Below are 22,785 nucleotides of genomic sequence, written 5' to 3' on the forward strand. Positions count from 1 at the left end.
TCTTACGCTCCGCTTATATCTGGCCGTAGCTTCGGGGGGATCGCCCGTGTTCGTCTTCGCCATCCTGCTGTTCATAGCCGCAGTGGTGCTCTTCTTCGTCGGCCGTTCCAACGACTCCAAGGGGCTGAAGTTCGGCGCCCTCGGCGCGCTCCTGGCCGGCCTCTTCTCGCTGGCCGTGAGCATGACCTACGTGATCAGCGCGTACGAGGTCGGCGTGCCGGTCGCCTTCGGCAAGGTGGGCCAGCCGATGACCTCGGGCATGCACGTGAAGTCGCCGTTCACGGACGTCACGACCTTCTCGACCCGCCCGGTCGACCTCAACCTCTCCGACAAGGACGTGGTCGAGGTCCGCTCCTCGCAGGGCGGTGTCATGTACGTCGAGCTGACGGTGAAGTGGTCCGTCGACCAGGCCAAGGCCGTCGAGCTCTACAAGCTCGCGGGCAGCGAGGACGCCATCCAGCAGCGGCTGGTCTACCCGGACAGCCGTGAGATCGTCCGCAACGTCTTCGCCCGCCACACCAGCGAGGAGGGGTACGCCTCCGACCGCGAGGGCATCAACGCCGAGATCGGCACCCTGATCAAGGAGCGCCTGGCCCCGCGCGGCATCGACGTGACCACGGTCAACCTGCGCAACGTGAAGCCCTCGGACGCCCTCCAGGGCCAGATCGACCGCAAGATCCAGCAGGAGCAGGCCACCGAGCGGGCCATCGAGGCTTCCCGTACCGCCAAGGCCGAGTCCGACCGCCGTCGCATCGAGGCGGAGGGCATCGCCCGCGCCAACAAGATCCTCAACGACTCGCTGACGGACAAGGTCCTGATGAACCAGTGCATCGACGCGTACAAGGAGGCCGCGGCGAAGAACCCGGTCTACGCGGTGCCCTGCGGGAGCGGCGGCTCCGCCCCGGTGATCGTGGACGGCACGAAGCGCTGACCGTCCGCCAGGACGCGGAAAGGCCGCCCAGGTCCTCGGACCGGGGCGGCCTTTCCGTGCGTACGGAGGTGCTTACCGCGAGCGCTTCGCGAGGCGCTCCACGTCGAGCAGGATCACGGCGCGGGCCTCCAGGCGCAGCCAGCCGCGCTGGGCGAAGTCGGCGAGCGCCTTGTTGACCGTCTCGCGGGAGGCGCCGACCAGCTGGGCCAGCTCTTCCTGGGTGAGGTCGTGGACGACGTGGATGCCCTCCTCCGACTGCACGCCGAAGCGGCGCGACAGGTCGAGGAGCGCGCGGGCGACACGGCCCGGGACGTCGGAGAAGACCAGGTCGGACATCTGGTCGTTGGTCTTGCGGAGGCGGCGGGCGACGGCGCGCAGCAGCGCGGTGGCCACCTCGGGGCGGGCGTTCAGCCAGGGCTGGAGGTCGCCGTGGCCCAGACCGAGCAGCTTGACCTCGGTCAGCGCGGTCGCCGTGGCGGTGCGCGGGCCCGGGTCGAAGAGGGACAGCTCGCCGATGAGCTCGCCGGGGCCGAGGACGGCCAGCATGTTCTCGCGGCCGTCGGGGGACGTGCGGTGCAGCTTCACCTTGCCCTCGGTGACCACGTACAGGCGGTCACCGGGGTCGCCCTCGTGGAAGAGCGCGTCGCCACGGGCGAGCGTCGCCTCACTCATCGAGGCGCGCAGCTCGGCAGCTTGCTCGTCATCGAGCGCCGCGAAGAGCGGGGCGCGCCGCAGAACGTCGTCCACGAGTTCTCTCCTACTGTCGACCTGCTCAAAGGACCTGGATCCCATGATGCCGGACGCACAAAACAGTGCGATCAATCACAACAAGTTTGACGTACTGAGTCGCTCGTCCGTACGTCAGGGGCCCGATTGGGCTCTGATCGGCCACGCCCGGGGCGGATGTCGACGGCGGCGCCTAGGCTGGCCGGGTGTCCAACTCGCCGGTGAGAGCGCAGGCCAAGGGGGCTGAAAGAGTGTCGGGCGAAGGTAATTCCGCTGTGGGCGAACACGGCGTGTCGAAACGGGCAAAAGGTGCAAAAGGGAAGGCTGTGAGGCCTGTGAAGACCCCCGCGCCGACCGACCCCGCCACGCCCACGAAGCCCGCCCGCGCCGCGAAGGCCGCAGAGCCCGGTAAGCCCGCCCGGCCCGCGAAGGCCGCAGCGCCCGCCCGCGCCGCCAAGCCGGCCGCCCCCGCGAAGCCCGCCCGCGCCGCCAAGCCCGCCGAGCCCGAGTCGCGGCTCGCGATGGTGCGCCGGGCGCGCCGGATCAACCGGGAGCTGGCCGAGGTCTACCCGTACGCCCATCCGGAGCTCGACTTCCGCAACCCCTTCGAGCTGCTCGTCGCCACGGTCCTCTCGGCGCAGACCACCGACCTGCGGGTCAACCAGACCACCCCGGCCCTCTTCGCGAAGTACCCCACGCCCGAGGACCTCGCCGCGGCCGTGCCCGAGGAGGTCGAGGAGCTGATCCGGCCGACCGGCTTCTTCCGCGCCAAGACCAAGTCGATCATGGGCCTGGCCGCCGCCCTCAGGGACGACTTCGACGGGCAGGTCCCCGGCCGCCTGGAGGACCTCGTCAAGCTCCCCGGCGTCGGCCGCAAGACCGCCTTCGTCGTCCTCGGGAACGCCTTCGGGGTCCCGGGCATCACCGTCGACACCCACTTCATGCGCCTCGCCCGGCGCTGGCGGTGGACCGAGTCCGACGACCCGGTGAAGATCGAGGCCGAGGTCGCCACGATCTTCCCGAAGAGCGAGTGGACGATGCTCTCGCACCGGGTGATCTTCCACGGCCGCCGGATCTGCCACGCCCGCAAGCCCGCGTGCGGCGCCTGCCCGATCGCCCACCTCTGCCCGGCGTACGGCGAGGGCGAGACCGACCCCGAGAAGGCGAGGAAGCTGCTCAAGTACGAGATGGGCGGCTTCCCCGGCCAGCGGCTCAACCCGCCGCCCGGCTACCCGGGCCGCCCGGCGCCCCCACTGGGCGGCGGAGCGGCACCCGGCGGCGAGGCCTGAACACGCCGAGTGAACGCACGCGCAGAGTGAACACGCCGAGCGAACACGCCGAGTGCACCCGCCGCCGGGAACGAACCCGTCCATCGATCGCGTTGACAACCACGGGGGTGCCCATGACGCGCACTGACGAAGAGATCCACGGGCCCGGCACGGCCGGGCTGCTCAGCAGGGACGGGCTGCCCGACTGGCTCGGGCCCGTCGACCGGGCCGCCCGCACGGTCAGGCCCGAGCAGCTGAGCAGATTCCTGCCGCCCGAGAGCGGCGCCGGCCGCCAGTCCGCCGTCCTCGTCCTCTTCGGCGAGGGCGAGCGCGGGCCCGAGCTGCTGCTCATGGAGCGCTCCGGCAGCCTCCGCTCGCACGCCGGGCAGCCCTCCTTCCCCGGCGGCGCCCTCGACCCCGAGGACGGCGACCCGGCGGACGGCGGCCTGCTGCGCGCCGCCCTGCGCGAGGCCCAGGAGGAGACCGGCCTCGACCCGGAGGGCGTGCAGCTCTTCGGCGTGCTCCCCCAGCTCTACATTCCGGTCAGCGGCTTCGTCGTCACCCCCGTCCTCGGCTGGTGGCGCGACCCCAGCCCGGTCGGCGTCGTCGACCCCGGCGAGACCGCCCGCGTCTTCACCGTCCCCGTGGCGGATCTCACGGACCCCGCGAACCGCGCGACCTCCGTCCACCCGCTCGGCCACGAAGGCCCCGCGTTCCTCGTCGCATCCGCTCTGGTCTGGGGTTTCACGGCCGGCGTCATCGACAAGCTGCTCCACTTCGCCGGCTGGGAGCGCCCCTGGGACCGGTCCAAGAAGGTCCCGCTCGACTGGCGGTCATGACAGGCTGACCTTCGGGCGGACCGGCCTTCGGGCCGACTGACCCCGGGCGACCGGAAACGAATCTGCGAGGCTATTGACGGTGAACGTGCTGGACATCTTGTTGCTGCTCGCCGCCGTGTGGTTCGCGATCATCGGTTACCGCCAGGGATTCGTCGTCGGCATCCTCTCGGTGATCGGCTTCCTCGGCGGCGGTCTCGTCGCCGTTCTGCTGCTGCCGATCCTCTGGGACCAGCTGACCGACAACAGCGAGGTCTCGACCACGGCCACCGTCGTGTTCGTGATGATCGTCATCGTCAGCGCCTCCGTCGGCCAGGCCTTCACCACCCACCTCGGCAACAAGCTGCGCCGCCACATCACCTGGTCGCCGGCCCGCGCCCTGGACGCCACCGGCGGCGCCCTCGTCAACGTCGTCGCGATGCTGCTCGTCGCCTGGCTGATCGGCTCCGCCCTCGCCCGTACCTCACTGCCCACCCTGGGCAAGGAGGTGCGGAACTCCAAGGTGCTGCTCGGCGTGGAGCAGGTGATGCCGGATCAGGCCTCCGGCTGGTTCGACGACTTCAGCTCCACCCTGGCCCGCAGCGGCTTCCCCCAGGTGTTCAGCCCCTTCGCGAACGAGCCGATCACCCCGGTCACCCCGCCCGACCCGGCGCTCGCCCACAGCCCCGTGGCCGCCCGCGCGCAGCGCTCCATCGTGAAGGTCGTCGGCACCGCGCAGAGCTGCGGCAAGGTCCTCGAAGGCACCGGCTTCGTCTTCGCCGACCGCCGCATCATGACCAACGCGCACGTCGTCGGCGGCGTCGACGAGCCGACCGTCCAGATAGGCGGCGAGGGCAAGCTCTACGACGCCAAGGTCGTCCTCTACGACTGGCAGCGCGACATCGCCGTCCTGGACGTGCCGGGCCTGCGGGCCACGCCGCTGGCCTTCACCGACGAGGACGCCCGCAGCGGCGACGACGCGATCGTCGCCGGATTCCCGGAGAACGGCTCGTACGACGTGCGCTCGGCCCGTGTGCGCGGCCGCATCAGCGCCAAGGGCCCCGACATCTACCACCGCGGCGATGTGCGCAGGGACGTGTACTCGCTGTACGCGACGGTCCGCCAGGGCAACTCCGGCGGTCCGCTCCTCACCGAGGAAGGCGAGGTGTACGGCGTGATCTTCGCCCGCTCCCTTGACGACGCGAACACCGGATACGCCCTGACGGCCGACGAGATCCGTGAGGACATCGAGCGCGGCCGGACCGCCGACCAGCAGGTCGACACCCAGACCTGCGCCCTGTGACCCCCGGCTCTACGGAGCGCTACGCGGTGTCTCTGGGATGCCGGAGCCGGGCCGAGACCCAGCGGGCCCGGCGGCGCAGGATGCGCGAGATCCCCACCCCTTGCGCCGCGTGGCCCGGGTCCCCGGGGCCACCCCTCTCGCGGGAGCCCGGCCCCGTGGCCGAGCGGCGGTCGCGTGCTGTCGTGTCACCGTAGTCGTGCGTCCAGCCCATACTTCGACGTCTGCCCGGGGGCCAAGGTCGGTAACCGCCCCGGGGCCCGCCAATTGGAGTATGCGCGGGGCACATGGCCGTTCGACGCAAGCCTGTACGCCGGTTCCGTGCAATGCCTGTACGCCGGGCCGTGCAATGCCTGTACGCCGGTGCCGTGCAAGCTCGCACGCCGAAGCCGTCCCTGAAAGGGGCTCAGCGGTCGGGCTCGGGGTCCTTCAGCCAGTTGACGAGCTCCGCGGTGAAGGCCACCGGGTCCTCCTCGTGCGGGAAGTGCCCGAGGCCGTCGAAGAGCCGCCAGCGGTACGGCGCCTCCACGTACTCGCCGGACCCCGCGGCGCTGCGGGTCCGCATCACCGGGTCGAGGGAGCCGTGCAGATGGAGCGTCGGCACCCGGACCGGCCGCTTCATGCGCCGGTTGAACTGGATGCCGTCCGGGCGGGCCAGTGACCGCACCATCCAGCGGTACGGCTCGATCGAGCAGTGCGCCGTCGACGGGACGCACATCGCCCGCCGGTACACCTCGACGGCCTCCTCGTCGACCGGCTTCGGACCCGACCAGTCCCGGATCAGCTCGCCCACGAGCGCGCCGTCGTCCGCGACGAGCTGACGCTCCGGCAGCCACGGCCGCTGGAAGCCCCACACGTGCGAACCGGCCCGCGACTGGGCGAAGTCGGAGAGCATCGCCGAGCGCCAGCGGCGCGGGTGCGGCATCGAGGAGACCACGAGCCGGCGCACCAGCTTCGGCCGCATGACGGCGGCCGTCCAGGCGAGGTAGCCGCCCAGGTCGTGCCCGACGAGCGCCGCGTCCGGCTCGCCCAGGGAGCGGATGACCCCGGTGATGTCGAGGGCCAGGTTGGCGGGGTCGTAACCCCGCGGCGTACGGTCGCTGCCGCCGACCCCGCGCAGGTCCATCGCGACCGCCCGGAATCCGGCCTCGGCGAGGGCGGGCAGCTGGTGGCGCCAGGTCCACCAGAACTGCGGGAAGCCGTGCAGGAGCAGCACCAGCGGGCCGTCGCCCATCTCGGCGATGTGGAAGCGGGCGCCGTTGGCGGCCACGTCACGGTGCGTCCACGGCCCGTCGAGCCGTACGGGCCCGCCGTTGCCGCTGCTGCTCTCGGGGAGGGTCATACGGACGAGCGTGCCACAGTGGAGGCCTTGTCAAGGGCCGGCCGCTGCGCCGGACGGGGGTGCGGCTTCGCGTTCTGCATGATCGCCGCGGTCTGCTTGGCGGAGGCGATGGACTTCTCCGGCGGCTTGACCTTCTTGAACTTGGTGTACGCGATCAGGCCGAGCAGGCCCGCGACCAGCACGTTGAAGGCGAAGGACAGCAGGAAGCACCAGACGAGGTTCCAGCCCCCGTTGCCGTTGTGCCCGCCGGTCCAGGTGTTGATGGCGTACGCGAGCGCGAAGCTCAGCATCGGCAGCGAGAAGAGCAGCACCACGGCGGCCGCGATGCCCGCCGCGCTGCCGATCGCGCCACGCTTGACGTCCTGTCGGATCTCGGCCTTGGCCAGGGCGATCTCGTCGTGCACCAGCGCGGACATCTCGGCGGTCGCCGAGGCGACCAGCTGACCGAGGCTGCGCTCGGTGCCGTCGAACGGGTCGCTCATCGCTGCTCCCTCTCCTTGTGTCTACGGTCCGACTCAGATCATGCCGGACGGTCGGCCCCGTCGCGCGATGCCCCCGCCAGTTGGGCGCGCTGCCGGTGCTCCGCGGCCTTCCGCTCGTAGATCTCGGCCATCCGCAGGTGGTACTCCGGGTTGTCCTCCTCGTAGATGTCGGGGATGCCGTCCTCGTCCTCGTCGCGCTCCTCGTCGGCGCAGAGCGCCTGGTACGTGCGGACCCGCAGCTTCAGCAGGACGGAGGCGAGGACGGCCGCGGTGAGCGAGCCGATCAGGACGGCGGCCTTCACCTCGTCGGTGAGGACGTCGTCCCCGGCGAAGGCCAGCTCGCCGATGAGCAGCGAGACGGTGAAGCCGATCCCGGCGAGGGTGGCGACGGCGAACACGTCCGGCCAGGCCAGGTCCGGATTGAGCTCCGCCCGGGTGAAGCGGGCGGCGAGCCAGGTGCCGCCGAAGATGCCGATCGTCTTGCCGACGACGAGACCGAGGACCACGCCGAGGGTGACCGGCTGGGTGAAGACGTCGTGGATCGCGCCGCCGGAGATGCTGACCCCGGCGGAGAACAGCGCGAAGAGCGGGACGGCGAGCCCGGCCGAGAGCGGCCGGACCAGGTGCTCGATGTGCTCGCCGGGGGAGTGCTCCTCGCCCTCGCGGGTGGTGCAGCGCAGCATCAGGCCCATGGCGACGCCGGCGATGGTGGCGTGGACGCCGCTGTTGTACATCAGGCCCCAGATGACCAGGGCCAGCGGCACGTACACGTACCAGCCGCGGACTTCCTTGCGGAGCAGCACCCAGAAGACGACGAGTCCGGCGAGGGCGCCGCCGAGCGCGGCGAAGTTCAGGTCGCTGGTGAAGAAGATCGCGATGATCAGGATCGCGAACAGGTCGTCGACGACGGCGAGGGTCAGCAGGAAGGCGCGCAGCGCGGACGGCAGCGAGGTGCCGATGACGGCGAGGACGGCGAGCGCGAAGGCGATGTCGGTCGCGGTGGGCACGGCCCAGCCGTCCAGGGAGCCGCCGCCGACGGTGTTGACCAGGGTGTAGACGAGGGCGGGGGCCGCCATCCCGCAGAGCGCGGCGACGACCGGGAGCATGGCGGCCTTGGGGTCGCGCAGCTCGCCCGCGACGAGTTCGCGCTTGAGCTCGATGCCGGCGACGAAGAAGAAGACCGCCAGGAGGCCGTCGGCCGCCCAGTGCTGGATCGACAGGTCGAGGCCGAGGGCGGCGGGGCCTATGTGGAAGTCGCTGGCGGTCTCGTAGCTCGCGCTCAGCGGGGAGTTCGCCCAGACGAGCGCGGCGACGGCGGCGAGGAGCAGCAGGACGCCGCCGACGGTCTCGGTGCGCAGCGCGTCGGCGATGTAGCGCCGCTCGGGCAGCGAGAGACGGCCGAGGAACTTGCGGTCGTTGGGCACGGACACGTGGGAGACCTCCGTCGGGCGGGCAGGGCGAAGCACATGCCGACCAGACTTCCCGGCGCACCTGGGTCTTTCTATCGCGTTCCTGACGCGATCCTTACTTTACCTAACGAGCCCCGGTCGTGTCCGGCGAGATTCACTTTATGGAGGTTCGGGGCTTTCGTCCCCTTGGGGGGCGGGCACGGGCGGGCATGGAAAACGCCCGCCCCGAGCGGCTCGGGGCGGGCGTTCGCGCTGGTTGCGGGTCAGTCCTCGCTGGACGCGGCCGGCAGCTGGGTCTGGATGAGCGACATGACCGAGGAGTCGGTCAGGGTGGTGACGTCACCCAGCTCGCGGTTCTCCGCGACGTCGCGCAGCAGACGGCGCATGATCTTGCCCGAGCGGGTCTTCGGGAGCTCCGCCACCGGCAGGATCCGCTTCGGCTTGGCGATCGGGCCGAGGGTCGCGCCCACGTGGTTGCGCAGTTCGGCGACGAGGTTCTCCGCCGCGTCAGCGGATGATGTCACCGTCTCGCTGGCCGTGCCGCGCAGGATGACGAAGGCGACGATCGCCTGACCGGTCGTCTCGTCGGCGGCGCCGACGACGGCCGCCTCGGCGACGGACGGGTGCGAGACGAGGGCCGACTCGACCTCGGTCGTCGAGATGTTGTGACCCGAGACGAGCATGACGTCGTCGACCCGGCCGAGCAGCCAGATGTCGCCGTCCTCGTCCTTCTTGGCGCCGTCACCGGCGAAGTACTTGCCCTCGAAGCGGGACCAGTACGTGTCGATGTAGCGCTGGTCGTCGCCCCAGATGGTGCGGAGCATCGCGGGCCACGGCTCGGTGAGGACCAGGTAACCGCCGCCGCCGTTCGGGACCTCGTTCGCCTCGTCGTCGACGACGGTGGCGGAGATGCCCGGCAGCGGGCGCTGGGCGGAGCCCGGCTTGGTCTCGGTGACGCCCGGCAGCGGCGAGATCATCATCGCGCCGGTCTCGGTCTGCCACCAGGTGTCCACGATCGGGGTCTTGTTCGCGCCGATGTGCTCGCGGTACCAGATCCAGGCCTCGGGGTTGATCGGCTCGCCGACGGAGCCGAGCACGCGGAGGCTGGACAGGTCGAACTTCGCGGGGATGTCGTCTCCCCACTTCATGAACGTGCGGATCGCGGTGGGCGCCGTGTAGAGGATCGTGACGCCGTACTTCTGCACGATCTCCCAGAACCGCCCCTGGTGCGGGGTGTCCGGCGTGCCCTCGTACATGACCTGCGTCGCGCCGTTGGCCAGCGGGCCGTAGACGATGTACGAGTGCCCGGTGACCCAGCCGATGTCGGCGGTGCACCAGAAGACGTCGCTCTCCGGCTTGAGGTCGAAGACGGCGTGATGGGTGTACGCGGCCTGGGTGAGGTAGCCGCCGGAGGTGTGCAGGATGCCCTTCGGCTTCCCCGTGGTGCCCGAGGTGTACAGGATGAAGAGCGGGTGCTCGGCCGGGAACGCCTCCGGGGTGTGCTCGGCGGACTGGCGGGCGACGATGTCGTCCCACCAGACGTCCCGGCCCTCGGTGAAGGCGGTGTCCTGGCCCGTACGGCGGACCACGAGGACGTGCTCGACCTGCGGGCACTTGGCGACGGCCTCGTCGATGGCCGGCTTGAGGGCGCTCGGCTTGCCGCGGCGGTAGCCGCCGTCGGCGGTGACGATCACCTTGGCGTCGGCGTCCTGGATGCGGGAGGCGACGGCGTCGGCCGAGAAGCCGCCGAAGACCACCGAGTGGGCGGCGCCGACACGGGCGCAGGCCAGCATCGTGATGGCCGCCTCGGGGATCATCGGCAGGTAGACGGCGACCCGGTCGCCCTTGCGGACGCCCAGCTCGGTGAGGGCGTTGGCGGCCCGGGAGACCTCGTCCTTGAGCTCGGCGTAGGTGATCGCGCGGCTGTCGCCGGGCTCGCCCTCGAAGTGGATGGCGACCCGGTCGCCGTGGCCGGCCTCGACGTGCCGGTCGACGCAGTTGTACGCCACGTTCAGCTCGCCGTCCGCGAACCACTTGGCGAACGGCGGGTTCGACCAGTCGAGGGTCTCGGTCGGCTCGGTGGCCCAGCTGAGCCTCCTGGCCTGCTCGGCCCAGAAGCCCAGCCTGTCCGCCTTGGCCTGCTCGTACGCCTCCGCCGTCACATTGGCGTCCGCGGCCAGCTCGGTGGGCGGCGCGAACCGCCGCTCTTCCTTGAGCAGGTTGGCCAAGGATTCGTTGCTCACGACATCTCCCTTTCCCAGGGCGTCCTCTGTGCGTATGTGTCCCGCGTCATAGCTCATCAGTCAGAGGCCCGGGTGACAAGACCATCCAGGGAATTGGTTTAGACCTGTGAGCGGATTGACGTGCGGTGGCCCCTTCGTCCCGAGCGGTGGGAGAAGGGGCCACACAGTCTCACGGCCGGGCGGACCGAAAGGTTCAGGACGCGCGCGCGGCTTCGAGGCGGCCGGGCGCTGCCAGGAGGTCGGGCGCTTCGAGGTGGTCGGTCGCCTTGAGGTGGTCGGGCGCTTCGAGGTGGTCGGTCGCCTTGAGGTGGTCGGGCGCTTCGAGGTGGGCCGCCGCCTTGAGGTGGTCGGGCGCCTCGAGGTGGTCCGTCGGCAGCACCTGGGTGAAGACGTCGTCGTAGCTGTGCACCTCGTCCGTCCCGGAGAGCAGATACGCCTGCGCCTCGCCGACGTGGAAGTACACGCCGTGCAGCGTGAGCGTGCCCTCGGCCAGCCGGCGCGCCACCGACTCGTACGCCCGCAGGTGCTCCAGCTGCTGGACCACATTGGTCAGGCAGAGCTGCTCGACCGCGTCGGCCGGAAGGCGCCCGGAGATCCGGGCCCAGGCGTGGCGCCGGCTCGCCATCCGCTCCAGGCTGGGCCGGCCGTGGCGCAGCCAGCGGCGGAGCGGGGTCGGCGGGTCGTCCGGACTGCCGCCGAGCAGGGCCTGCATCGCGCCGCACCCGGAGTGGCCGCAGACGGTGATCGACGCGACCCGCAGCACCTCCACCGCGTACTCGATCGCCGCCGCCACCGAGTCGTCCCCGCTCTCCTCGCCGGGCAGCGGGACGAGATTGCCGACGTTGCGCACGGTGAAGAGGTCGCCGGGGCCGCTGGAGGTGATCATGCTGGTGACGAGACGGGAGTCGGCGCAGGTCAGGAAGAGCTGCGAGGGCCGCTGCCCCTCCCGGGCGAGCCGCGCGAGCTCGTCCCGCACGAGCGGCGCGGTGTTCCGCTGGAACTTGCCGATGCCGCTCGCCAGGTGCAGCCCCGTCGTCGGTCTGGCCTCGGAGGGCGAATCGGTGGGCGTCTCGGCGGTCCGCTCCCCGCACTGGTGGTTGTGCCAGGGCGTCCAGGGACGGCAGCAGGGGTGCGAGGCGGAGGCGGTGACCGGCGCGGGCTCGGCGATCCGGACACCGGAGGGCCCGGTCGTCTCGACCGTCCCGCCGTGCGCCAGGTGCCCCGCGGTCCAGTCGCTCAGCGTCTCGTAGGCGGCGTGGTCCATGAAGGACCCGTCGAGCTCGACCACCACGTCGGAGCCCTGCGGCAGCTGGTGCAGGGCCCGGCTGAGCCGGGGCACGGCGAGGAAGGTCAGCTGGCCCCGGACGCGCAGCAGTTGGCGGCCGTCCCGCTCCTCGCGGGTGATCCGGGTGCGGGCCAGCCGGTGCAGGGCGACCGCGATGGCCACGGCGATGCCGAGGGCGACGCCCTCCAGGATGCCGACGAGGACGACGCCGGCCAGCGTCACCGCGTAGACGACGACCTCGCGGTGTCGTGTGACCGTACGGATGTGGGTGATGCTCACCATCTGGATGCCGACCACCATGACGAGGGCGGCGAGCGCGGGCAGCGGGACCAGGTCGAGGGCGGGCACGAGCAGCAGGGCCGCGAGCACGATCCACAGGCCGTGCAGCATCGTCGAGGCGCGACTCACCGCGCCCGCCGACACGTTGGCGACGCTGCGGACCGCGACCCCGGCGACCGGGAGCCCGCCGAGCATCCCGGACAGCACGTTGGCCGCGCCCTGGCCGGCTAGCTCGCGGTCGAGTGCGGAGCGGGGGACGCTCCGGGTCTGGTCCGCTCCCGCGGTGGCGCGCCCGGCGGCGCGTGCCGCGACCAGCTTGTCGACCGCGACGGCCGAGAGGAGCGACTGCACGCTGGTGACGAGGGTGATCGTGAGGACGCCGGCCGCGATGCCGAGGACCGGGCCCTCGGGCAGGCCGGGCAGGGCGTGACTGCTCCAGGACGGCAGGTCCACCCGGGGCACGGCGAGTCCGGCGAGGGTGGCCGCGGCCGTCGCCCCGGCCACCGCGACGAGCGCGGCCGGGGCCTTCCGTACGAGCCGCCCCACACGGCCCGGCAGCCGGGGCCAGCCGAGCAGTACGGCCACGGTGAGGGCGCTGATGGCGAGCGCGGCCGGGTGCGCGTGCGCCAACTGGGCGGGCAGGCCCAGGGCGTTGGCGACGGCGGAGCTCTGCGGGGTGCCGCCGAGCACGATGTGGAGCTGGGCGAGGGCGATGGTGACGCCGATGCCGGCCAGCATGCCGTGCACGATCGCGGGCGAGACGGCGAGCGCCGAACGGGCCACGCGCAGGGCGGACAGGGCGAGTTGGGTGAGGCCGGCGAGGACGGTGACGGCGCAGGTGGTGCGCCAGCCGTACCGGTGGATGAGCTCGGCGGTCACGACGGTGAGTCCGGCGGCGGGGCCGCTCACCTGGAGCGGAGAGCCGCCGAACCGGCCGGCGACGAGGCCGCCGACGGCGGCGGCCACCAGGCCGGACTGGAGCGGGGCTCCGGTGGCGAGTGCGATGCCGAGCGAGAGTGGCAGCGCGATCAGGAAGACGGCGACGGATGCGGAGAGGTCGGCGCCGGCGACGCGGAAACGGCGGGGCCCGTCCGGCGGGCTGTGGGGCCGCTGGATCCGGGGTCGGTTGGTCGTGCGGGCAGGGGTGCAGAGGGTCATTCCCGTCTCCTCCGGGGCAGCGCGGTCGCGGCTCGTGCGGGGTGCAGCGGCGGGATTTCCGGCGAGATCCTCCGGAGTGTTCGAGTGGAGGATCAACGCTCAGTAAATGGATCGTAATGGAGAGTAAAGACTGCGGCATTATTTTCGGGGCAAACAGGGCAATGATTCACCGGATCCGGTGACAGAACGCGCGCATGTTGCCTGTCGTTGTCGGCCCCTGGTCCTCGCGGTGCGACGTTTACGCCGCTTGTACGGAAATCCGAGGATCTGAGGAGAGGTGCGCGGATGTCAGACGCCCGCAGAACGACCACCGTCCGGAGGAAGGCGCTCGCCGTCGGCGCCCTCACCCTCGCTCTCGCCACCGGCCTCGCCGGCTGCTCGGGCTCCGGCGGCACCGCCACGAAGGGCGCGCCGGGCGCGGGTGCGGGCGTCGGCGCCGGCGGGAAGAAGGGACCGGCCGCGGCCCCGCAGACACCCCGGCTGATCGGCGACGGCTCGACCGCCTTCACCGGCGCGCAGCCCCACCAGCCGGTCTGGCACCGGCTCAAGCCCGGCGAGACCCCGCCGCAGTTCGTGGTCTTCTCGTGGGACGGCGCCGGCGAGGACAGCCAGAAGCTGTTCTCCCACTTCCGCGCCGTCGGCAAGAAGTACGACGCCGCCATGACGTACTTCCTCAGCGGCGTGTACCTGCTGCCGGAGGACAAGCGGGAGCTCTACGACCCGCCGCAGCACAACGCCGGCAGCTCCGACATCGGCTTCAACGACGTCGAGGGCATCCGCGCCACCGTCCGCGAACTGCGCGGCGCGTGGCAGGAGGGCAACGAGATCGGCACCCACTTCAACGGCCACTTCTGCGGGAAGGACGGCGGCGTCGGCAACTGGTCGGTCGACGAGTGGAAGAGCGAGATCAACCAGGCCAAGTCCTTCGTCAAGCACTGGAAGACCAACGCCGGCCTGCGCGCCGAGCAGCCGCTGCCCTTCGACTACGACAAGGAGCTCGTCGGCGCCCGCACCCCCTGCCTCGAGGGCCGGACGAACTTCGTCCAGGCTGCGGCGCAGATGGGCTTCCGCTACGACACCAGCGGCGTCAACGACCAGATCTGGCCCAAGAAGGACCTGGGCCTGTGGGACCTGTCGATGCAGCTCGTGCCGGTCCCGGGCCGCGCCTTCCAGACCCTGTCCATGGACTACAACTTCCTGGTGAACCAGTCGGGTACGACCCAGGGCGACCCCTCCCAGCACCGCTACTGGGGCGACCAGATGCGCGACGGCCTGGTGCAGGCCTTCGAGCGCTCCTACCGGGGCAACCGCGCGCCGCTGATCATCGGCAACCACTTCGAGTCCTGGAACGGCGGCACGTACATGCGGGCCGTCGAGGAGACCATCGCCACCGTCTGCGTGCAGAAGGACGTCAAGTGCGTGTCCTTCCGCCAGCTCGCCGACTGGCTCGACGCCCAGGACCCGGACGTCATCGCCAAGATGCGCACCCTGAAGGTCGGCGAGGCCCCGGCGGCCGGCTGGAAGGCCTTCCTGACCCCCGAGCCGGCCACCCCGGCGGGCGCCCCGGCAGGCGCCGGAGCGAAGGGCATCAAGCCGGCTGAACGCCGCTGAGCCCTTCGAGCCAGGGCGTGTCAGGCGGGCTGAACGGCGCTGAGCCCTTCGGTCAGTACGAAATCGGGGTCGACCTGTGCCGCCAGGTCGGCCCCGGTCTTGGCGTTGCCCCAGCTCTCCGCGTTGCGCAGGTGGAAGTGGACCATCTGGCGCGTGTAGCGCTCCCAGTCGCGGTGGGCGTACGAGTCGTCCGCCGCGTCCTGGAGGGCCTGGAGCGACATGCGGTTCTCCGCCTCCAGGAGCTCGAAGCGGGGCGGGCGGCCCTTCTCCATCGCGCGGACCCAGTCCGAGTGGCCCACCGTCACGAGCAGGTCCTCCCCGACCTCCTCGCGCAGGAAGTCCAGGTCGTCCTGACCCTGCACCTTGTTGCCGACGACCTTGAGCGCCACGCCGAAGTCCCGCGCGTACTCCTTGTACTGGCGGTAGACCGAGACGCCCTTGCGGGTCGGCTCGGCGACCAGGAAGGTCATGTCGAAGCGGGTGAAGAGACCGGACGCGAAGGAGTCCGAACCCGCCGTCATGTCGACGACCACGTACTCGTCGGCCCCGTCGACCAGGTGGTTGAGGCAGAGCTCCACCGCGCCGACCTTGGAGTGGTAGCAGGAGACCCCGAGGTCCGACTCGGTGAAGGGCCCGGTCGCCATCAGCCGGATCTCGCCGTCGTCGAGCGGGACCGGACGCGCGCACGCCTCGTACACCGGGTTGTCCTCGCGCACCCGCAGCAGCCGCGAACCCTCCCCGGGCGGCGTCGTCTTGATCATCGTGTCGGCGGAGGCGATCCGTGGATTGCTGCCCCGCAGGTACTTCTTGATGAGCGGCAGATGCGCGCCCATCGCGGGCAGCGCGGCGGCCTCCGCCTCGGGCAGGCCGAGCGCGGCGCCCAGGTGCTGGTTGATGTCGGCGTCGACGGCGACGACCGGCGCTTCGTTGGCGGCGAGGTGGCGGATGAAGAGCGAGGACAGCGTGGTCTTGCCGCTGCCGCCCTTCCCCACGAAAGCGATCTTCATGTTCACCTAGGGTAGCGGCACGATCGCGGCCCGTGGTCAAGCTGCGTGAAGAAGACCACTCCAACGTGGGGCGGGCCCCCGGGGCGCGTAGCCTCCCTACTTATGAGTACGCACGCCTCTGACCCCTTGGCCGCCCTCGGCTCCCTGCCGGGCGTCGCCGAAGCGGTGGACTCCGTACGCAAGGCCGTCGACCGGGTCTACGGCCACCGCGTGATGCGCCGCCGCAGCAACGAGATCTCCTCCGAGGCGGCCCTGCGCGGCGCGCGCGGCTCGGCCGCCCTGTCCGGGGCCGACTGGGCCCTGGAAGAGGTCCGCCGGCGCACCGACTTCAGCGCCGATGCCGAGGCCCGCACCGTCGGTGCCGCCCTGCGCCTCGGCGCCGAGGCCGGGCAGCTGCTCTCCATCTGGCGCCAGTCGCCGCTGCGCGTGCTCGCCCGGCTGCACCTGGTCGCCGCCGGCGACATCGGCGCCCCGGCCGGCACCGGTGTGGCCGACTCCGTGGGCCGTCCCCGCCTGGACGGCGAGACGGTCGACGAACCCCTGATCGAAGCCCCGCTGCCGACGCCCGCCGAGGTCGCGGGCCGGCTCGACGGCCTCGCCGAGCTGATCGTCGCGGGCAGCGAGGCCCCGGCGCTCGTGACCGCCTCCGTGGTGCACGGCGAGCTGCTCGCGCTGCGCCCCTTCACCTCGTACAACGGCCTGGTCGCGCGGGCGGCGGAGCGGATCGCGCTGGTCGGCAGCGGACTCGACCCGAAGGCCATCTGTTCGGCCGAGGTCGGCCACGCGGAACAGGGGCAGGCCGCCTACCTGGCCGCCTTCGAGGGGTACCTGTCGGGCACCCCGGAGGGCGTGGGCGGCTGGATCGCCCACTGCGGCCGCTCGGTCGCACTGGGCGTCCGCGAGTCGACGGCCGTCTGCGAGGCCCTCCAGCGCGGCGCCGCCTGAGGCTCCGACGATTCGCCGGCGGCACGTGAGGCGGGACTTCACGCGCCGGGGCGCAGCCCCACATGCCGGGACGCAGCCGCACATGCCGGGGCGTGGCCTCACGCGTCGGGGTGTGGCCTCGCGGTCGGGGTGCGGTCCTGGGGCAAGGCGGGTCCGGTCCGGAAATGCGGCGGGGCCGGGGCGAATACGGCGTGGCCGGGGCCGGAAATGGGTTGCGGCGGCACCAGTCCTGGTACCGCCGCTGGCACGTCCACCCAGTTACCAAGCGTCCTCGATATGTGCCCATCAGGCCGGGTTCTTTGCCCATGGCCTGGTGCGGCTGGCCCGTAATCGACGGGTCGACGTCGCGTGGGTGCCCGGTTTCGGTGCTAGGTCCGTGGGGCCTTCATGCTCAACAGGTGATCCTCTCGGATGTCCTCGGTCTCGCGGGCCTGATTCCTTTCTACTCCTGTCCGGGTGGAAGCGAAAGTGGTGGATCCGCTTCTCCGTCGATTGCTCAAATCCGGGCAAAGTCGCCGGCGAGCCGCTGGGTGCGGGCGGCCTGCCGGCGCCGGCTCGCGTACCAGACGAGTCCGGCCCCGACGGCTGCCGCTCCCACCGCCGCCGCGGCGAGGAGCGTGGGGCGGGGCGGCATCCGGAATTCGGGCAGCCGCTGCTTGAGGCGCACCGGCTTGTCGAAGGCGAGAACCGGCCACTCCCGTGCCACGGCCTCACGGCGCAGCGTCCGGTCGGGGTTGACCGCGTACGGGTGACCGACGGCGTCCAGCATGGGGATGTCGGTCGCCGAGTCGCTGTACGCGTAGCACCGCGAGAGGTCGTAGCCCTCCGACTCCGCGAGCTCCCGGACCGCCTCCGCCTTCGTCGGCCCGTAGGCGTAGTACTCCACCTCTCCGGTGAAGCACCCGTCCTCGCCGACCACCATCCGGGTGGCGACGACCCGGTCGGCACCGAGCATCTCCCCGATCGGCTCGACCACCTCGGCACCGGAGGTGGAGACGATCACGACGTCGCGGCCGGCGGCGTGGTGTTCCTCGATGAGGGAGGCGGCCTCGTCGTAGATGATCGGGTCGATCAGATCGTGAAGAGTCTCGGCGACGAGCTCCTTCACCTGGGCGACGTTCCAGCCTTTGCAGAGCGCGGAAAGATATTCACGCATCCGCTCCATCTGGTCGTGATCGGCTCCGCCCGCCAGGAAGACGAACTGGATGTAGGCCGTCCGCAGGGCGGCGCGGCGGCTGATCAGTCCGCCCCGGTAGAAGGACTTGCTGAAGGTCAGCGTCGATGACTTCGCAATGACCGTCTTGTCCAGGTCAAAGAAGGCGGCTGTGCGCGGCAAGGAGTGGTTTTCCACAAGCCCGAGCATAGGTGCCCGCCATTCGGCGTACGCTGGGGCGCGTGGGTTTGCCTGAGAAGGCTCTCGGGTACACCATGGAAGTCACGGATCGTTCGCGACCGTGCTAACCCGGTCCGGCTCCTCCCCCCCCGAGTCGGCCGGAGAGACGACCCCCGCTCTCCCCCCCGGCGGGGGTCGTCGCATGTCCGGAGCCATTTCGGCCCTGTGTGCCATCGCTTGCTCCCTTCCTTCCGTTCATCGGTCATGAGTGGACCGTAGCCCCGCCCGGCTCTCGATCCATCACTCACAGTAATCGGCAGACTGCGTTCCGGACAGTCCCCATGGGAGTGGCGAAGTTATTCACAGCCCCCCGCTTATCCACAGTTTTTCGGTGAGATCGGCACGATTTCCGGGACGGCCCCACGGTGATTCCTGTCGCGAAGTTCGCGGACACGAGGAATCACGAGAGGGGTGTGCGTCGTGGAGACATCCAGCACTTCCGGGACCAGGGGTACGACACGAGGCTCGGCGCCGTGGGGGCCGGAGCCATGGAGGGGAGGGGCGCGGAGGACCGGGCCACGGGCGGTCGGCGCGCCGCGGGCGGACGGGCTGGGCGTGGCCGGACCGAGCGCGGACGGGCCGGGGGCGGACGGGCCGGGGGCGGACGAGACGGGGGCGGAGGGAGCGCGGACGGGCGGGCCGCGGCGGGCCGGGCCGCTGATCGTGACCGAGGACCTCGGGTTGCTCGACGACCTCCTGCGGCTGTGCGCGGCCGCCGGTGTCGAGCCCGAGGTGCACCACCGGGTGCCGGAGCGGCGGGCGAACTGGACCGATCCGCCCCTCGTCCTGGTCGGTGACGACGTCGCGGCCCGCTGCCGGGGAGCGGTCCGCAGGCCCGGGACCCTCCTCGTCGGGCGTGACCGGGACGATCCGGGGCTGTGGCGGCTGGCCGTCGAGATCGGCGCGGAGAGCGTGCTGAGCCTCCCGGGCGCCGAGAGCCTCCTCGTCGACCGCCTCGCCGACGCGGCCGAGGGGGTGGGCAGGGCGGCGCTGACCGTCGGCGTCGTCGGCGGCAGGGGCGGTGCGGGGGCCTCCACACTCGCCTGCGGTCTCGCGCTGGCCGCCGCGCGGGCCGGTCACCGCACGCTGCTGGTGGACGGCGACCCGCTGGGCGGAGGGCTCGACGTGTTGCTCGGCGGCGAGCGCGAGGAGGGCAGGCGCTGGCCCGACTTCGCCGCTTCGAAGGGCCGCCTGGCCGGCGGCGCGCTGGAGGAGTCCCTGCCGTCGGTGCGCGGGGTCCGGCTGCTCAGCTGGGGCCGGGACGCGGCGGCGCCGGTGCCGCCCGAGGCCGTGCGGTCCGTGCTCGCCGCCGCGCGGCGCCGGGGCGGGGCCGTCGTGGTCGACCTGCCGCGCGGGACCGACCCGTCGGTCACCGAGGCCCTGGCCCAGCTCGACCTCGGACTGCTCGTCGTCCCAGGGGAGTTGAGGGCCGTCGCGGCCGCCCACCGGGTGGTCTCGGCGATCGGCCCGGTCGTCCGCGACCTGCGCGCCGTGGTCCGTGGTCCGTACGCGGCGGGGCTCGACGAGCGGTGGGTCGCCGACGCGCTGCGGCTGCCGCTCGCCGGTGAACTCCCCTACGACCCGGGGATCGTGGCCGACCAGGACGCGGGAGTACCGCCGGGCGCCGAGCCCCGGGGCCCCCTCGGCCGGTTCTGCACCGCCTTCTGGCAGCACGCCGGGGGTGAGGCATGACCGGGGCGGGGGTTGCCGCCTGGGGCGCGGTCGCCGGAGCGGAGGGTGCGGGGCTGCTCGACGCCGTGCGGCAGCGGCTCGCGGCGAGCGGGGCCGAGCCCACCCCGGCGCGCGTGGCGGCGGCGCTGCGGGCCCAGGGGCGGCTGCTCGGCGACGCGGAAGTGCTCGGCGCGGCCGAGGCGTTGAGGTGCGAGTTGATCGGCACCGGTCCGCTGGAGCCGTTGCTCGCCGATCCGGCGGTCACCGACGTCCTGGTCTCCGCGCCCGACGAGGTGTGGGTGGACCGGGGCACCGGTCTCGAACGGGCCCCGGTGTCCTTCCCCGACGCGGCAGCCGTCCGCCGCCTCGCGCAACGGCTCGCGGCGGTGGCCGGGCGCAGGCTCGACGACGCCCGGCCCTGGGTCGACGCCCGGCTCCCCGACGGCACCCGGATGCACGCGGTGCTGCCGCCGGTCGCCGTCGGCTCGACCTGCCTGTCGTTGCGCGTGGTCCGCCCGCGCGCCTTCTCCCTGGAGGAGCTGGTCGCGGCCGGCACCGTGCCGCCGGGCGGCGCCCCGATCCTTCGGGCCCTGATCGACGCCCGCGTGTCGTACCTCGTCAGCGGCGGCACCGGGACGGGCAAGACCACGCTCCTCGCCTCGCTCCTGGGGCTCGTGGGGGAGCGGGAGCGGATCGTGCTCGCCGAGGACTCGGCGGAGCTGAGGCCGGACCACCCGCACGTCGTGCGCCTGGAGGCCCGGCCCGCGAACCAGGAGGGGGCCGGGCTCGTGACCCTGCGGGACCTGGTCCGCCAGGCGCTGCGGATGCGCCCCGACCGGCTGGTGGTCGGCGAGGTCAGGGGTGCCGAGGCGGTGGACCTGCTGGCCGCCCTGAACACCGGCCATGACGGCGGCTCCGGAACGGTCCACGCCAATACGGCGGCGGACGTCCCGGCGCGCCTCGAAGCCCTGGGCACGGCGGCCGGGCTGGACCGGGCCGCCCTGCACAGCCAGCTGGGCGCGGGCCTGTCCGTCGTACTGCACGTCGTACGGGACCGGGACGGGCGTCGGCGGATCGCCGAGGCGCACGTCCTGGAGCGGGAAAGGGACGGTCTGGTCCGGACGGTTCCGGCGCTGCGGTGGGGCCCGGCCGGGTTCGAGAGGGAGCGGGGCTGGGAGCGGCTGAGGTCGCTGATCGGAGGAGGAACGCGGTGACGGGGGAACTGGTGCCGGTACGAAGCGCGGCACACGGGGCGGCGGCGCTCTGCGCGGTGCTCGCCCTGTGGTGGACGGCCGAGCGGCGGCGCGGTGCGGGCCGGGCGCGGGCCCTGCTCGCGGGCGGCGTTTCCGGCGGGCTGGGCGGCCGGGAGTGGTCGGCGGTCGCCGCGCGGTGGTGGGCCGTGTTGCGGGGGCGGCGTGCGTGGCTGTGCCTGCCGGCGGCGGGAGTTCTCGCCCTGCTCGGCGAGTCACCGCTGCCGCTGGTGGCGGGGGCACTCGCGGTGCCCCTCGTGGGACGGCGGCTGCGTGCCTCCGGGCGGAGGAAGGAACAGGAGGCGCGGGCCGAGCGGGTGGTGGCCCTGTGCGGGGCGGTCGTCGGCGAGTTGAGGGCCGGATGGCAGCCCGCGCAGGCGCTGTCCTTCGCGGCCCGGGAGACGGGCGCGCTCGGTGCCGCCGAGGCGCCGGTCCTCGCGGCGGCCCGGTTCGGCGGCGACGTGCCGGAGGCGCTGCGGCGGGCGGCCCGGCAGGACGGCGCCGACGGGCTCGCGGGCATGGCGGCCTGTTGGCAGGTGGCCGTGGACGGCGGCGCGGGTCTGGCCGACGGGCTCGACCGGCTGGAGGCCGCCCTCCGGGACCACCGCGATCAGCGCGAGCGCCTGCGGGCCGAACTGGCCGGCGCCTGGGCCACGGTGACGGTCCTCGCGCTGCTCCCGGCGGCCGGACTCGCCCTCGGTGCCGCCCTGGGCGCACACCCGCTGAGGGTGCTGCTGCACACACCGGCCGGCCTGGGCTGTCTGGCCGTGGGCGGGGCACTGGAGGCGGCCGGGCTGTGGTGGGCCGCGCGGATCGTACGGGGAGGGGAGCGGGCGTGATGCACCATGTGCCGGCCGGCGTTCGAGAGACGGGCCTCCCGCTCCTGGCCGCGGTCCTCTGCGCGCAGACCGTCCTGGAGGTGCTGCGCGGTCTGTGGGCGCGTCGGATGCGGCGGCGGGCGGGTTCCCTCCTCGCGGGCGCGGAACCGCGCCCTCGGAAGGACCGTGGAGGGGTGCCGCCGTGGATGGGGCGCTGGTTGCCGCCCCTGGTGGGCGTCGGCGTCGGCTGGGTGCTGTTCGGCGGCCTGGGCGGGCTGTGCGTCGGGGCCCTGGTCGCCGCCGGAATGAGACGGCGGGCGGCACGGCGGGTCTCGGAGCCGACCGGCGACGAGAAGGAGGCGGTGCGTCATCTTCCGCTCGCGGCAGATCTGTTGGCGGCCTGCGCCGCCTCCGGAGCCGGGCCTGGTGAGGCGGCGGAGGCGGTGGGCCGGTCTCTGGGCGGCCCGCTCGGCGAACGCCTGACCCGTACGGCCGCCGAGCTGCGGCTGGGCGGCGAACCGGCCGAGGTGTGGGGGAGGTTCGGCGCGATACCGGGCGCCGAAGGGCTGGCCCGCTGCATGGAGCGGGCCGGTTCCTCGGGAGCGCCGGCGGCGGAGGCCGTCGCCCGGCACGCGACCGCCCTGCGCGCGGCCCGCGCCCGAGCGGCGGCGGCCGGGGCGCGCCGGGCACAAGTCCTGATCAGCGCACCGGTGGGGCTCTGCTTCCTGCCCGCCTTCCTGGCGGTGGGCGTGGCCCCGGTGGTGATCGGCCTCGCGGCGGGGCTGCTGGACGGATGAGACGGACGAACGCGACGACAGGGCCCGGCAGGGCACGAGACGACGAGAGGCGACG

Annotated in this window: 19 protein-coding genes; 10 read left to right on the plus strand and 9 right to left on the minus strand. The window is 72.5% G+C overall.

Features of this window, described 5'->3' with window-relative positions:
* The first annotated feature begins 46 nt into the window (after positions 1-46).
* Positions 47-931 (plus strand): prohibitin family protein, encoded by an 885-nt coding sequence (locus ACZ7HT_RS09430; RefSeq protein WP_471162041.1) that lies wholly within the window; start codon positions 47-49, stop codon positions 929-931.
* Positions 932-1,003: 72 nt separating this feature from the next.
* Here the strand turns inward: ACZ7HT_RS09430 and ACZ7HT_RS09435 are convergent, their stop codons facing one another.
* Entirely contained in the window at positions 1,004-1,678 is a 675-nt protein-coding gene (locus tag ACZ7HT_RS09435) for a Crp/Fnr family transcriptional regulator (RefSeq protein ID WP_015034542.1), read from the minus strand.
* 185 nt (positions 1,679-1,863) lie between these two features.
* Between ACZ7HT_RS09435 and nth the strand changes: the two genes are divergently transcribed.
* The 3 genes from nth (at position 1,864) to ACZ7HT_RS09450 (ending at position 5,043) form a co-directional block, all read left to right on the plus strand.
* Entirely contained in the window at positions 1,864-2,946 is a 1,083-nt protein-coding gene (gene nth / locus ACZ7HT_RS09440) for an endonuclease III (protein ID WP_471162044.1), read from the plus strand.
* Between the two features lie 113 nt (positions 2,947-3,059).
* Positions 3,060-3,764, plus strand: a complete 705-nt coding sequence (locus tag ACZ7HT_RS09445) for an NUDIX hydrolase (protein ID WP_471162047.1) — start codon at positions 3,060-3,062, stop codon at positions 3,762-3,764.
* 79 nt (positions 3,765-3,843) lie between these two features.
* Positions 3,844-5,043, plus strand: a complete 1,200-nt coding sequence (locus tag ACZ7HT_RS09450) for a MarP family serine protease (protein WP_471162050.1) — start codon at positions 3,844-3,846, stop codon at positions 5,041-5,043.
* A 19-nt stretch (positions 5,044-5,062) separates the two neighbouring features.
* Here ACZ7HT_RS09450 and ACZ7HT_RS09455 read toward each other — a convergent pair whose 3' ends face one another.
* From ACZ7HT_RS09455 to ACZ7HT_RS09480, 6 genes are all read right to left on the minus strand, one after another.
* Positions 5,063-5,254, minus strand: a complete 192-nt coding sequence (locus tag ACZ7HT_RS09455; protein ID WP_471162053.1) for a hypothetical protein — start codon at positions 5,252-5,254, stop codon at positions 5,063-5,065.
* Between the two features lie 192 nt (positions 5,255-5,446).
* Positions 5,447-6,382: an alpha/beta fold hydrolase gene (locus ACZ7HT_RS09460; protein ID WP_471162055.1), complete on the minus strand. Its 936-nt coding sequence runs from the start codon at positions 6,380-6,382 to the stop codon at positions 5,447-5,449.
* The gene (locus ACZ7HT_RS09465) at positions 6,379-6,864 is read right to left on the minus strand and encodes a phage holin family protein (protein ID WP_471162058.1); all 486 of its coding nucleotides are present in this window, start codon (positions 6,862-6,864) and stop codon (positions 6,379-6,381) included. The genes ACZ7HT_RS09460 and ACZ7HT_RS09465 overlap by 4 nt, the downstream gene beginning before the upstream one ends.
* Positions 6,865-6,902: 38 nt before the next feature.
* Positions 6,903-8,294 carry a Na+/H+ antiporter NhaA gene (gene nhaA / locus ACZ7HT_RS09470; RefSeq protein WP_471162061.1) on the minus strand — a complete coding sequence of 464 codons (1,392 nt, stop codon included), beginning with the start codon at positions 8,292-8,294 and terminating at the stop codon, positions 6,903-6,905.
* A gap of 242 nt (positions 8,295-8,536) precedes the next feature.
* Complete coding sequence (acs, locus tag ACZ7HT_RS09475) at positions 8,537-10,573, minus strand: acetate--CoA ligase (RefSeq protein ID WP_471162064.1); 2,037 nt, start codon at positions 10,571-10,573, stop codon at positions 8,537-8,539.
* A gap of 136 nt (positions 10,574-10,709) precedes the next feature.
* Positions 10,710-13,238, minus strand: coding sequence for a SulP family inorganic anion transporter (locus tag ACZ7HT_RS09480; protein ID WP_471162067.1), 2,529 nt, complete (start codon positions 13,236-13,238; stop codon positions 10,710-10,712).
* A gap of 285 nt (positions 13,239-13,523) precedes the next feature.
* Here ACZ7HT_RS09480 and ACZ7HT_RS09485 point away from each other — a divergent pair, with 285 nt between their 5' ends.
* Entirely contained in the window at positions 13,524-14,849 is a 1,326-nt protein-coding gene (locus ACZ7HT_RS09485) for a polysaccharide deacetylase family protein (protein WP_471162070.1), read from the plus strand.
* 20 nt (positions 14,850-14,869) lie between these two features.
* On the opposite strand, the gene ACZ7HT_RS09490 is transcribed toward ACZ7HT_RS09485, so the two are convergent.
* Positions 14,870-15,856, minus strand: coding sequence for an ATP-binding protein (locus ACZ7HT_RS09490; protein ID WP_471162073.1), 987 nt, complete (start codon positions 15,854-15,856; stop codon positions 14,870-14,872).
* A gap of 102 nt (positions 15,857-15,958) precedes the next feature.
* Here ACZ7HT_RS09490 and ACZ7HT_RS09495 point away from each other — a divergent pair, with 102 nt between their 5' ends.
* Positions 15,959-16,801 carry a Fic family protein gene (locus ACZ7HT_RS09495; RefSeq protein ID WP_471162076.1) on the plus strand — a complete coding sequence of 281 codons (843 nt, stop codon included), beginning with the start codon at positions 15,959-15,961 and terminating at the stop codon, positions 16,799-16,801.
* A 496-nt stretch (positions 16,802-17,297) separates the two neighbouring features.
* Here ACZ7HT_RS09495 and ACZ7HT_RS09500 read toward each other — a convergent pair whose 3' ends face one another.
* On the minus strand, positions 17,298-18,164 hold the full coding sequence (locus ACZ7HT_RS09500; protein ID WP_471162078.1) for an HAD family hydrolase: 867 nt from the start codon (positions 18,162-18,164) through the stop codon (positions 17,298-17,300).
* A gap of 693 nt (positions 18,165-18,857) precedes the next feature.
* On the opposite strand from ACZ7HT_RS09500, the gene ssd reads away from it, so the two are divergent.
* The 4 genes from ssd to ACZ7HT_RS09520 are packed head-to-tail and all read left to right on the plus strand — an operon-like array spanning position 18,858 to position 22,730.
* Positions 18,858-19,886, plus strand: coding sequence for a septum site-determining protein Ssd (gene ssd / locus ACZ7HT_RS09505; RefSeq protein WP_471162200.1), 1,029 nt, complete (start codon positions 18,858-18,860; stop codon positions 19,884-19,886).
* Positions 19,883-21,079 (plus strand): TadA family conjugal transfer-associated ATPase, encoded by a 1,197-nt coding sequence (locus tag ACZ7HT_RS09510; protein WP_471162081.1) that lies wholly within the window; start codon positions 19,883-19,885, stop codon positions 21,077-21,079. The genes ssd and ACZ7HT_RS09510 overlap by 4 nt, the downstream gene beginning before the upstream one ends.
* Positions 21,076-21,954 carry a type II secretion system F family protein gene (locus ACZ7HT_RS09515; protein WP_471162084.1) on the plus strand — a complete coding sequence of 293 codons (879 nt, stop codon included), beginning with the start codon at positions 21,076-21,078 and terminating at the stop codon, positions 21,952-21,954. The genes ACZ7HT_RS09510 and ACZ7HT_RS09515 overlap by 4 nt, the downstream gene beginning before the upstream one ends.
* Positions 21,954-22,730: a type II secretion system F family protein gene (locus ACZ7HT_RS09520; protein WP_471162087.1), complete on the plus strand. Its 777-nt coding sequence runs from the start codon at positions 21,954-21,956 to the stop codon at positions 22,728-22,730. The genes ACZ7HT_RS09515 and ACZ7HT_RS09520 overlap by 1 nt, the downstream gene beginning before the upstream one ends.
* Positions 22,731-22,785: the final 55 nt, after the last annotated feature.

It is taken from the genome of Streptomyces sp. NPDC037410 (assembly GCF_055602235.1).